The organism is Nitrobacter vulgaris (genome assembly GCF_002028545.1).
GTDB lineage: Bacteria > Pseudomonadota > Alphaproteobacteria > Rhizobiales > Xanthobacteraceae > Nitrobacter > Nitrobacter vulgaris.
This window is the reverse complement of sequence record NZ_MWPQ01000073.1, coordinates 1-11,010: the sequence shown is the minus strand read 5'-3', so window position 1 is coordinate 11,010 and position 11,010 is coordinate 1. Positions and strand designations below refer to the sequence as shown.

The window sequence follows — 11,010 nt, the reverse complement described above, 5'->3', positions numbered from 1 at the left end:
AGTGATTTTTTGATCCAGACAGGACGAACCAGATGTCGACTCAGCAATTTGCCGAACGGGGCTTTCGGGCAGCTGTAGTCCGTCAGAAAGGCGGGCCCTTCCGAATCGAGTCGGTGAACATCACACAACCGCACCATAACGAGGTGCTGGTCCGTGTGGTAGCGACGGGCATGTGCCACACCGACATGGTCGCACGCGATCAGATCTATCCAGTGCCGCATCCGATTGTCCTCGGCCACGAAGGTGCCGGAATTGTAGAAGCGGTCGGGGAGAACGTGACCAAAGTAAAGAAGGGCGATCATGTCGTCCTCACCTTTCATTCCTGCGGCGCTTGCCGTCCGTGTCAGGAAGGTCATCCGGCCTACTGTGAGAACTTCAACGACTATAATTTCTCTGGCGCGCGCCCCGACGATGGCTCGCACGCCCTGTGCGGACATGATCAGGCCCCGCTAAACGATCGTTTCTTCGGCCAATCCTCATTCGGTGCCTACGCCATTGCCAACGTTCGAAATGTGGTGAAGGTCCGCAAGGATGCGCCACTGGAACTGCTTGGGCCTCTTGGTTGCGGCATACAGACGGGTGCCGGAACTGTGCTCAATGCACTCAATGTCGGTCCGGGCGCGAGCTTTGCGGCCTTCGGGGCTGGCGCGGTTGGCCTTTCGGCGGTCATGGCAGCGGCAGCGGTCGGCGCGACGACCATCTTCGCGATCGACGTCGTGTCCTCGCGGCTGGAATTGGCACGGCAACTCGGCGCCACCCACGTCGTCAACAGCGCCGACGATGACCCGGTCGAGGTGATCCGCGCAGTTACCGGAAAAGGCGTAGATTTCGCTATGGATTCGACCGGTATCACATCCGTGATCCGTAATGCTGCACTGGCATTGCGCCCAACAGGAGCCGCTGCGATTGTTGGCGCTTCGAAGCCTGGAGCGGTGCTTGACCTCGACGTCAACGATCTGATGCAAAATGTCAAAAGCGTCCGTGGCGTCGTTGAAGGCGACAGCATTCCCGACGTGTTTATTCCCAAGCTCATCGACCTCTATCTTGCTGGCCGCTTCCCCTTCGACAAGCTGGTCAAATTCTATGCCTTCGACCAGATAAACGAAGCTGCAGCCGACAGTGAAAAAGGAGTCACGCTGAAGCCAATCATTCGCATCGGCGAAATCTGAAGCGATCGAATGTGGACGAGACCATGTTCTTACCCCGTGCTTCCACCTGTTCCCTGTCAAAGGTATCGTCATGAGCCCTCCGCAAACCACATTGGGACAGGTCACCACGAAAGATTATCGTGGTGTAGCCATCCACACCTACAATGCCCCCGAGGAGGGACTTTACGTCGCCTCCCAGATTGTGGAGACGGCGGACGGGCTCGTCGTCTTCGACGCTGTGTTTCACGTCAAGCATGCCGAGGAACTTGCGAATTACATCGCCGGACTCGGCAAGCCAGTGAACCGGATCGTGCTTTCGCACATCCACCCCGACCATTGGTCGGGTCTGGGCGTGCTGCATGCACGTTTTCCCAAGGCGCCGATATATGCCTTTCCCGAGATCATCGCCTATATCCGCAAGAACGGTCAGAAAATCCTCGATGCTCGCAACGAGGCCTTCGGCCCGGTGGTGGCCAAGACGCCGACATTGCCGGATCATGATCTTGCGGTCGGCGAGGCAACCATCGGCGGCGTGCGTTTCGAATTCGAACGCCAGCCCGATGGGGAATCCGACTGGCAGTCTATTGTTCGTCTGCCCGTTGCGGGCGTGGTGATGGCCTTCGATCTGGTGTTCCCACCTGAAACCCATCTGTTCACCGTCGCGAACTATTACGACCATTGGGTTGAAATACTTCGGGGTCTCAAGGGAGATGCTGCAAAGGGCTACGACACGCTGATGATCGGCCGCGGCAAGCCCGTGGGCTTCGATGTCATCGAGAGCAATATCGCTTATTTGCACAAGGCCAAGGAACTTCATGCGGCCAATAGTACCGCGGAAAGCTATGCCGAGGCGCTCAAGGGAGCCTATCCGGGCTATTATGGCGGCGGCTGGGTCGATTTCTCGAGCCTGCTGCTCTATAAAATCATCAATCCCTAGTCGCCAATCGCCCAGCGCCTGCCTGTGACGGATAAGGTCTGATTCAACTGCGTTTGGATCGCCCTGGGCGTCGCGCACGCTGATCGGCCGCAAGCTCAAGAAGCTTGATGACGTGATATCGGTATGGGTAGTCGAGCCGACGCTCAGCGGGCAGATCAGCAGGGAGATAAAGAGGGTAGCGGCCGGCCTCGGCGGCGAAGCCGTCTTTCTTGTCCTTGGCTTGCACCGGCTGCCAGTTGGCCATCCATTTACCGTTTGTCAGCATGATCGCCTCCATTAACTTCTCAAGGTAATAGCGGTGCCAAATGGATCACGCAGGACCGTTCCTTCGACACCACTCGTTGGTTCTACGCCTGCGCCTTCGGCGCGCGTCACGATCTTCGCGATATCGGCAGGATCGCGGACGATGATCTCGACATTGTCGAGTCCCGCTATGTTCTTCGGGCGTTGCGTGGCGCCGCGACTATTCCAAATATTGCCGGCGAGTTGATGGTGATAGCCGCCGCTGCCGTAGAAGCTGGCGCCGGGGTAGTCGACAGTGGTGTCGAAGCCGAGGACGTCGCGATAGAAACGGTCTGCCGCTGCCGTATCTCCGACCTGAAGGTGCACGTGGCCGATGCTGCCGTCTTTAGGGAAGCCGGTCCAACCTGCTCCTTCGCCCGCTGCGAGCAGGTTCTGCTTGTCGAGCGGATTGGTGCTCATCCTGATATCGCCATTCGCGCCACGCCAGCGCGCGACGGGTCGGTCAGCATAAACCTCGATGCCGTTGTCTTCGGGGTCGGCGAGATAGATTGCCTCGCTAACGATGTGGTCGGACGCGCCCTGGAGCGGCACACGCGCCTCGACGGCGTGGCCCAGCCAGCGAGCGAGATCGGCTCGCGTCGGCATCAGGAAGGCCGTATGGAAAAGCCCGGCCTGCCTCCGGTCGCGCGGAGCGAGGGCGGGGTCGGCTTCGAGCACGAGCAGGGGCGTATGACCTGTGCCCAACGTTGCCTCGCGATCGTCCTTCGCCATTAACGTCAGGCCGAGAACGGTGCGGTAGAAGCCTGAGACGGCGTCGAGGTCGCGCACCTTCAGCCGGACCTTGCCAACGCGCATTGGCGCTGCGCTCATGTCGAAAAAATCAGACGCTGCGGTCATGATGAATGCTCCTCAAAAAAGAGCGGTCGCGGATTCGTTCCGCGACCGCACCAAGTGCTCAGGCGTGGGCGCGCTTCAGAGCGTAGGCCCCGTCGCCAAGTAGAGCCTGTACAATAAGGGCGATGGCCCAAAAGGCAGGAAACTCCCAGCCGCCGCCCTGGTTCGAGAAGAAAAAGCCGGCCGCCCCATGCGGAGCGTAGATCGTGCCGAGCAGGATTGGCACTAGCGCCAGCGCAACCCAACGGCTCCAGACGCCTAGAATTAGAGCGATGCCTCCGCCAAGTTCTGCGGCGATGACCAGATAGGCAAGGAAGCCGGGGAAGCCCAGGCTTTCAAAGAATCCTGCGGTGCCAGCCGGCGTGAAGATCACCAGCTTGAGCCAGGCGTGGGCGAGGAAAAGAACGCCAATCGAAACGCGCAGGATCGTTGCGGCAAGATCGGCATTGGTCACGCCGGAAATGAGAGCTGGGCGGGCTGCGTGTGCAGAAGTTGTATAGGTCATGGTGCTGTCCTTTCGATCCGCGGCTCAGGCGATGCCTTGCCATGTCGGTGCGATGTCAGTGCCGTGGCCGAGGCCGTAGCCTAAAGCGATGTTGAGGCCTGCGAGCGGCTCGAGATACCGGGCTGAGGCGAGACCTCCGGTCTCCACCGCGGCCAGGCCCGCGCTTTTGGCGAGAGAGACAACGCTCTTTCGCGCTTCAGCGTCGTCACCCGCAACAAAGACCGTTGCCGGCTTTCCGGACACCTTGCCGCTGTTCTGAAGCACGGAGGCGAAGACGGTATTGAAGGCCTTCACCACCTTTGTGCCCGGTGCTCGCTTCTGAATTTCCTCGGCCGCGCTGGTGGTATGACCGATAGTGAGGCCGGAAAAGTCAACGGTCAGGGGATTAGTGATGTCGATGACAATCTTTCCGGCAAGGTCACCGGCGGCCTCAACGACGTTGGCGGCTGCCTCGTAGGGCACGGCCAAGACGACCGCGTCCGCAGCGCTGGCCGCATCGGCTAACGAGCTGACCCCGATGCCGGTGCCGAGTTTAGCTGCAACCGTCTGCGCCTTTACCGGCTCCCTAGAAGCCAGGGTGATATTATGTCCGGCCTTGTTGAAGAGGGCAGCAAGGCCGCTGGCCATATTGCCGGTTCCGAAGATGGCGATGTTCATGTCGAGTCTCCTGGTTGTGACGCCACACGCGTCGTGCTCCAGGAAACATGGCCCTATTTGATCTGAACGATAATCCGGTCGCCTAGAAGTTCATTACATCTAGAACGGAAGAAATCTACCAACCCTTCTCCCAGTGCGGCGTTCCGCGATACCGCTCGACCAGAAAATCAACCAGGACACGGACCTTCGTGGCGAGATGACGGCTGTGCGGATAGAGAGCATGCACCGTGTAGGGTTCGGTTTCGAAAGCTTGCAGAACGCGTCGTGTCCGGCCCGCACGCAAAGCCTTGCCCGCAATGAAGCTTGGCACACAGGCAAGCCCGAGCCCAGCCTCGGCGGCGTTGAGACAGGCCTCGGCATTAGAATAGCGAAGGCGGCCACCGACTGCGACGTCGATCGGGGTGCCCCGTGCGTTTCGAAGCGGCCAGCGATTCGGCTCCCGGAAATTCGTATCGATAATGCAGTCGAAGTGCGCCAGGTCGTTGGGCTTTTTTGGTTCTCCGCGACGCTTGAGGTAGGTCTGCGATCCAACGATCACGATACGCACGTCGCAAAGCTTGCGCGCGATCATGCTAGAATCGTCGGCCCGTCCAACCCTGATGGCCATGTCGAAGCCTTCGTCGATGAGGTTCACCATCCGATCCGAAAAGCTGACATCGAGTTCGATCTCGGGAAATTTTGATGCGAATTCGTTCAGCCCCGGTGCTATTTCCGTGGTCCCGAAAGTGAGCGGCACCGTTAGCCGCAACCGCCCGCGCGGCGCGCCCGACTTATCCCGGACTGCGGCGTCCATATTATCAAACTCTTCGAGCAACGGCCGAAGCCGATCGAAATAAGCGTGCCCTGCTTCGGTCGGTGATACGGCGCGCGTGGTGCGGCTGAGGAGGCGAACACCGAGCTCATTTTCAAGCCGCGAGACCAGCTTTGAGGCTTGGCCCGAGCTTGTGCCGAGCCGCTCGGCGGCGGCGGTGAAGCTTCCGGTTTCCATCACCGCAACAAACATCCGCTCGGGTTCCAGCCTGTCCAATGTTGCCTCCGACCAAGATCAAGCGTCGCTTTCGCGCTGCTACCATTGTCGGGACATGAGCGAATATCAATATACAGACTCAGCTGAGCGCGAAATCGTCGGCAGCTCAGTACCACTCTCAGCGAACGCCGACGAAATGGATGTCGGTGGCATTCAGTCACAGAGAGATCCAAAGTTCTTCCGCTTGGTGACGATCTTCTGGTTGATCCCCTCATGCTTGAACGCACGAAAGCTGACATTCCCTGTTGCGCCAAGGTTGACGTCTATGCGGCTCCAGCGCGACGGAAAATACTTTTCGAGGACGAGCTCACATGGGGCTTTTGATCGACGGCAAATGGCACGACCAATGGTATGACACGGCTGCGAGCGGCGGCCGCTTTATCCGTAGCGAAAGTCAATTCCGTAACTGGATTACCACCGACGGCGCGCCCGGTGCCAGCGGAGAGGGCGGATTCAAGGCGGAGGCGGGCCGCTATCATCTCTATGTCAGCCTCGCCTGTCCTTGGGCGCACCGCACTCTCATCATGCGCGTCCTCAAGGGACTGGAAGACATGATTTCGGTCTCGGTCGTCCACTGGCTGATGCGCGAGGACGGCTGGACCTTCAAACAAGGATCGGGAGTCACGCCCGATGATTTGAACGGCGCCGATTTCCTCCACCAGGTTTATACGGCCGCGCAGCCGGACTATAGCGGCCGCGTGACCGTGCCGTTCCTATGGGACAAGCAGCGGCGCACCATTGTCAATAATGAATCCTCTGAGATCATCCGAATGCTCACCAATGCCTTCGACGCGGTTGGGGCAACGTCGGGCGACTATTATCCGGCGGATCTGCGCGGGCAAATCGATGCAATGAACACGCGAGTTTACGACGGCTTCAACAATGGCGTCTACAAGGCCGGCTTTGCGACTAGTCAAGCGGCCTATGACGACGCGGTTGCGGGCGTGTTCCAAACGCTCGACTGGCTCGAAGAGCGTCTGGCGCGCCAACGCTATCTTTTAGGAGAGCGTCTCACCGAAGCGGATATCCGGCTGTTCACGACACTCGTACGCTTCGATGAAGTCTATCACGGCCACTTCAAGTGCAACCGGCATCGGATCGTCGATTATCCCAATCTCTGGAGCTTCACGCGCGAGATCTTCCAGCTTCCCGGTGTCGCCCAGACTGTGAACATGGAGCATATTAAGCGCCACTATTACAAAAGCCATCAGACGATCAATCCTACCGGCATAGTGCCGGTCGGTCCCGCTCCGGATTTCATGGCTCCTCACGGTCGCGAAGCGCACTGACGTGAGCCCCAAGCTGTGAACCGGCTTTGGACTGCAAAACGTTTCATCCTCGCCGCTTTAAGCACGAGGGCAACGACATCACGCGGAAATTGCCGATCTGTGAGGCACTCTCCGGAGAGTCGCCCCGCGGCGGGCGTAAGGTTGTCATAGTCCAAAGAGATAGAAGTGGTCAGATCACGCCGAAATTTCGGCAAGCCTTGTCGATATTACTTGAAGTATTCGCAGTTTATAGTCCGCATCGCCTAGTTTGTGCATTCCGATCACTCTCCTGCTCATTGAGTTCATGACAAGGAATCTCTGGTTAGTCCGTACATTTCTACAAGTGATGTTTTGCCGCGGACTGCGGTTACGTCGAGAGCTGAAGCGGTACAGAACTTGACCCTTGAGACTGAAGCTGGAACACTTTCGCTTTGTCTCCCTGTCCAAAGTCGGACGGTCGATGTGCCACGAAAATGAACGGACGTCTGTCGTGAAGGGAAAGCCCCGCTATCAGAATCTCGAATTGCAGCCGATTGCCGGGCAATGGCGCGTAGGTAGCGCCGAACGCGATCTGAATGTCATCGATCCGTTTACCGGCGAAAGCTTGTTGAGCTTGCCGATGGCCAGTCGCGAGGATCTGGATCATGCCTATCGTGCAGCGCAAACGGTTCAAGCTGAATGGGCTGCAATGGGCCCCACTACGCGTGGCGACATCATGCGTCGGGCGGTCGACATCTTCGATGAGCGGAAGGAAGAAATTCTTGACTGGTTGATTCGTGAATCGGGCAGCACCAGCATCAAGGCCGAAATCGAATGGGCCTCCGCCCGCGCCATCACCTTGGAATCTGCGAGCCTGCCGGGCCGCGCTCATGGCCGCATTCTGCCCTCAGATGTGCCGGGCAAAGAAAGCCGCGTCTATCGCGCGCCGCTGGGCGTGGTCGGGGTGATCAGTCCATGGAACTTCCCGTTGCACCTCAGCGCCCGTTCGGTTTCCCCAGCGCTGGCGCTGGGCAATGCCGTGGTCATCAAGCCGGCCAGTGATACGCCCATCACCGGTGGCCTTCTGCTGGCGCGAATCTTCGAGGAGGCCGGGCTACCACAAGGTGTGCTGAGCGTATTGGTCGGCGCCGGTTCGGACATCGGCGATGCATTCGTCGAACATCCGGTGCCGTCCTTCATCTCTTTCACTGGCTCCACACCGGTTGGTCGCAACATTGGCCGTCTCGCCAGCGGCGGTACTCATCTCAAGCGCGTGGCTCTGGAACTAGGTGGCAATAGTCCGTTTGTGGTGCTGGCCGATGCGGATGTCGAGGCTGCGGTGAACGCTGCGGTGGTCGGCAAGTTCCTGCACCAAGGGCAGATCTGCATGGCCATCAACCGCATCATTGTTGAAGCGCCCCTGGTGGAAGAGTTTACGCAACGTTTCGTCGCGCGCGTCAAGGCTTTGCCTTATGGCGATCCAAAGAGGCCGGAAACCGTTGTGGGTCCGGTGATCAACGCCAAACAGCTTGCGGGACTCAAAGACAAGATACGCAAGGCGCAGCAGGAGGGTGCGGAGATGCTGGTGGGCGGCGAACCGCAAGGCAACGTCATACCGCCGCATGTATTCGGCAACGTGACCGCAGATATGGAAATCGCTCGCGAGGAAATCTTCGGTCCGCTGGTCGGTATCCAGAGCGCTCGCGATGCAGAACATGCACTGGAGCTGTGCAACAGCAGCGAATACGGCCTATCCAGCGCCGTGTTCACCAGAGATACTTCGCGGGGGGTGCAGTTCGCACAGCGAATACAGGCGGGCATGACACATATCAACGATATGCCCGTGAACGACGAGGCAAACGCTCCTTTCGGCGGAGAGAAAAACTCCGGCTTGGGGCGGTTCAATGGTGACTGGGCAATTGAGGAGTTTACTTCGGATCAGTGGGTCACGGTGCAGCATGCGCCGCGCCAGTATCCGTTCTAAGCAATGCGTACTCGCCGGTTTGCTTGCTACTGGAGAACCAACATGCCTGATTTCTTGAGTGGCAAGGTCACGAAACGGATGCTGTTCGCAACTGTACTGCCATTTGCGCTAATGACCGCTTCCATCCAGGCGATGGCTGATGGCCAGTGGGGCAGTGGCAAGAATCTGTATGATAAACTTTGCGGTCTCTGCCATGCCCCCAACGTGGGAGTGGGGCCAGTGATCGCCGGTCGCGGGCTACCCGAAGCTTACATTAAGTCGGTTGTACGCAATGGCCTCAACGCCATGCCCGCGTTTCCGGCCTCCTATATAGACGATAAATCCATTGCTCAGGTCACCGAATATCTGTCGAGTCTGCCGACCCCGGCTACTCAGCCTTAAGGAGCCCGACATGAGTGTGAATCGTCGTTTCGTGCTCAAAGGCGCGGCCCTGAGCAGTATCGGTCTGACCGTGGACGGTTTTATACCCGCCCTTGCGGCTAACTCTGGCGCGCCGATCGGTACTGCAACTACGGAGCCAACAATGTTGGCGCTCGTAAACGAGGGCGGGGCTGAGTCGATCTTCCTGTATGGCGCCATGGCGGCTGGTAAAGCACCATTGCGCGTTCAGAAGGTCGGCCGCGATCTGGGATTTATGCTCGATTTTGAGCGTCGCCTACGTCACGGTCTGCCAATGCGGGTTATCGGCCTGCTGGATGATGCCTCAGCAACTCTCATAGTAGATATGGCCCGTAGTGGCGGCGCACGTGTGCAGTGGCTTGGGCAGCATACTGCCGAAGACGGGTTCACCCGGCATCAGGTCCTCAGCACTGATATGTCCGAAGGCTGCGCGCAGCAGCTTAGCCGCCAGCTGCACGATTGTGGAGCTGGTTTCAAATTGATTGAGGAGCGCCAGAACGGTCCCGTGGCGCCGCGTCAGCTGACCGGACTCTCACGGGGGGCCAGCCAATCTGTACAGTGGGCGAGCAGCATTGGTTATTTGCTGGCTTCGATCGGCACGCGCACGACGCTGGCCGCTCCATTGGCTCCCACCGCGAACACGCCGATCACCGGCAGCTTCGTTTCCTTTTCGATCGATGTCTGAAGGAGCTGACCGAATGGCTGAACAAAATAACGCTGTGCTGCCCAGAGGAGCGGTCCGGGACGAATTCAACAAAGCCATCGAGAAGTTCCGCGCCTTGCTGGGTGGAGAGAACGTGTTGGTCAACGCCGACCAGCTCGCGCCCTATAACAAAGTCATGATGTCCGTCGAGAATGCAGCCCATGCGGCGTCAGCAGCTCTGACGGCCACCACTGTCGAGCAGGTGCAGGGTGTGGTGCGAATCTGCAATGAGCACAAGATTCCTATCTGGACCATTTCCACCGGCCGAAACTTTGGCTACGGCTCGGCCGCGCCGATCCAGCGCGGCCAGGTTATCCTCGATCTGAAGAAAATGAACAAGATCATCAAGATCGATGCGGAGATGTGCTACGCCCTGGTCGAGCCGGGTGTGACTTATGGACAGCTCTACGACCACATCACTGAGAACAAGCTGCCGCTGATGCTGTCGTTCTCGGCACCTTCGGCCATTGCCGGACCGCTCGGTAACACCATGGATCGCGGCGTGGGCTACACCCCCTACGGCGAACATTTCATGATGCAGTGTGGTATGGAAGTGGTGCTGGCCAACGGTGATATCTATCGCACCGGTATGGGCGGGGTGAAGGGCAGCAACACTTGGCAGATTTTTAAGTGGGGTTACGGTCCAACTCTGGACGGCATGTTCACCCAGGCTAACTACGGCATTACGACTAAGATGGGCTTCTGGCTGATGCCAAAACCACCGGTGTTCAAGCCGTTCGAAGTTATCTTCGACAACGAGGAAGATATTGTCGAAATCGTCGAGATTTTACGTCCGCTGCGCATTTCCGGGACCATTCCCAACTCGGTCGTGATCGCCAACGTGCTCTGGGAGGCTGGCAGCGCACATCTGCGCCGCTCGCAGTATATCACCGAGCCCGGTCATACGCCTGATCCCATCTTAAAAAAGATGCAGAATGACACCGGCATGGGTGCCTGGAATTTGTACGCCGCGTTGTACGGCACACAGGAACAGGTCGATGCGGACTGGAAGATCGTCGTCGACGCTTTCAAGAAGCTCGGCAAGGGCCGCATTGTTACCCAGAAGGAGGCCGGCGATACTCAGCCGTTCAAATACCGCGCCGAGCTGATGAGTGGTGTGCCCAACCTGCAGGAATTCGGTCTGTATAACTGGCGCGGCGGCGGTGGCTCCATGTGGTTCGCGCCGGTCAGCGAAGCGCGAGGCAGCGAGTGCGAGAAGCAGGCGCGGTTGGCTAAGCGCATCCTGCACAAGCACGGTCTAGATTA

General features: G+C 58.6%; 11 protein-coding genes and 1 pseudogene. 8 read left to right on the top strand and 4 right to left on the bottom strand.

Annotated elements, in window-relative coordinates; all coding sequences use genetic code 11:
* Positions 1–32: 32 nt before the first annotated feature.
* From B2M20_RS18410 to B2M20_RS19340, 3 genes and pseudogenes are all read left to right on the top strand, one after another.
* Positions 33–1,169, top strand: a complete 1,137-nt coding sequence (locus B2M20_RS18410; protein WP_079448466.1) for an NAD(P)-dependent alcohol dehydrogenase — start codon at positions 33–35, stop codon at positions 1,167–1,169.
* Between the two features lie 70 nt (positions 1,170–1,239).
* Positions 1,240–2,085 (top strand): MBL fold metallo-hydrolase, encoded by an 846-nt coding sequence (locus tag B2M20_RS18405; protein ID WP_079448465.1) that lies wholly within the window; start codon positions 1,240–1,242, stop codon positions 2,083–2,085.
* A 49-nt stretch (positions 2,086–2,134) separates the two neighbouring features.
* Positions 2,135–2,239 (top strand): annotated as a pseudogene (locus tag B2M20_RS19340) (glutathione S-transferase family protein); the annotation flags it as partial.
* 122 nt (positions 2,240–2,361) lie between these two features.
* On the opposite strand, the gene B2M20_RS18400 reads toward B2M20_RS19340, so the two are convergent.
* From B2M20_RS18400 to B2M20_RS18385, 4 genes are all read right to left on the bottom strand, one after another.
* Entirely contained in the window at positions 2,362–3,225 is an 864-nt protein-coding gene (locus tag B2M20_RS18400) for a VOC family protein (RefSeq protein ID WP_079448464.1), read from the bottom strand.
* 58 nt (positions 3,226–3,283) lie between these two features.
* Positions 3,284–3,727: a DoxX family protein gene (locus B2M20_RS18395; protein ID WP_079448463.1), complete on the bottom strand. Its 444-nt coding sequence runs from the start codon at positions 3,725–3,727 to the stop codon at positions 3,284–3,286.
* 24 nt (positions 3,728–3,751) lie between these two features.
* A complete protein-coding gene (locus tag B2M20_RS18390) occupies positions 3,752–4,384 on the bottom strand; it encodes an NADPH-dependent F420 reductase (RefSeq protein WP_079448462.1) in 633 nt (210 codons plus the stop codon).
* A 115-nt stretch (positions 4,385–4,499) separates the two neighbouring features.
* Positions 4,500–5,411: a LysR family transcriptional regulator gene (locus tag B2M20_RS18385; RefSeq protein WP_173816075.1), complete on the bottom strand. Its 912-nt coding sequence runs from the start codon at positions 5,409–5,411 to the stop codon at positions 4,500–4,502.
* Positions 5,412–5,722: 311 nt separating this feature from the next.
* On the opposite strand from B2M20_RS18385, the gene B2M20_RS18380 reads away from it, so the two are divergent.
* The 5 genes from B2M20_RS18380 to B2M20_RS18360 form a co-directional block, all read left to right on the top strand.
* Positions 5,723–6,700, top strand: coding sequence for a glutathione S-transferase family protein (locus B2M20_RS18380; protein ID WP_079448461.1), 978 nt, complete (start codon positions 5,723–5,725; stop codon positions 6,698–6,700).
* Positions 6,701–7,082: 382 nt separating this feature from the next.
* On the top strand, positions 7,083–8,642 hold the full coding sequence (locus tag B2M20_RS18375; protein WP_244553597.1) for an aldehyde dehydrogenase family protein: 1,560 nt from the start codon (positions 7,083–7,085) through the stop codon (positions 8,640–8,642).
* A 42-nt stretch (positions 8,643–8,684) separates the two neighbouring features.
* Positions 8,685–9,023 (top strand): c-type cytochrome, encoded by a 339-nt coding sequence (locus B2M20_RS18370; protein ID WP_079448459.1) that lies wholly within the window; start codon positions 8,685–8,687, stop codon positions 9,021–9,023.
* Between the two features lie 10 nt (positions 9,024–9,033).
* A complete protein-coding gene (locus B2M20_RS18365; RefSeq protein ID WP_079448458.1) occupies positions 9,034–9,726 on the top strand; it encodes a hypothetical protein in 693 nt (230 codons plus the stop codon).
* A 13-nt stretch (positions 9,727–9,739) separates the two neighbouring features.
* A partial coding sequence (locus B2M20_RS18360) for an FAD-binding oxidoreductase (protein ID WP_079448457.1) occupies positions 9,740–11,010 on the top strand: 1,271 nt, incomplete at its 3' end.

What these genes read in the sequence shown, in the direction of transcription:
- B2M20_RS18410 (WP_079448466.1), top strand. Translation starts at nt 33, where the DNA reads ATGTCGACTCAGCAATTTGCCGAACGGGGCTTTCGGGCAGCTGTAGTC.
- B2M20_RS18390 (WP_079448462.1), bottom strand. Translation starts at nt 4,384, where the DNA reads ATGAACATCGCCATCTTCGGAACCGGCAATATGGCCAGCGGCCTTGCT.
- B2M20_RS18395 (WP_079448463.1), bottom strand. Translation starts at nt 3,727, where the DNA reads ATGACCTATACAACTTCTGCACACGCAGCCCGCCCAGCTCTCATTTCC.
- B2M20_RS18370 (WP_079448459.1), top strand. Translation starts at nt 8,685, where the DNA reads ATGCCTGATTTCTTGAGTGGCAAGGTCACGAAACGGATGCTGTTCGCA.
- B2M20_RS18400 (WP_079448464.1), bottom strand. Translation starts at nt 3,225, where the DNA reads ATGACCGCAGCGTCTGATTTTTTCGACATGAGCGCAGCGCCAATGCGC.
- B2M20_RS18405 (WP_079448465.1), top strand. Translation starts at nt 1,240, where the DNA reads ATGAGCCCTCCGCAAACCACATTGGGACAGGTCACCACGAAAGATTAT.
- B2M20_RS18380 (WP_079448461.1), top strand. Translation starts at nt 5,723, where the DNA reads ATGGGGCTTTTGATCGACGGCAAATGGCACGACCAATGGTATGACACG.
- B2M20_RS18365 (WP_079448458.1), top strand. Translation starts at nt 9,034, where the DNA reads ATGAGTGTGAATCGTCGTTTCGTGCTCAAAGGCGCGGCCCTGAGCAGT.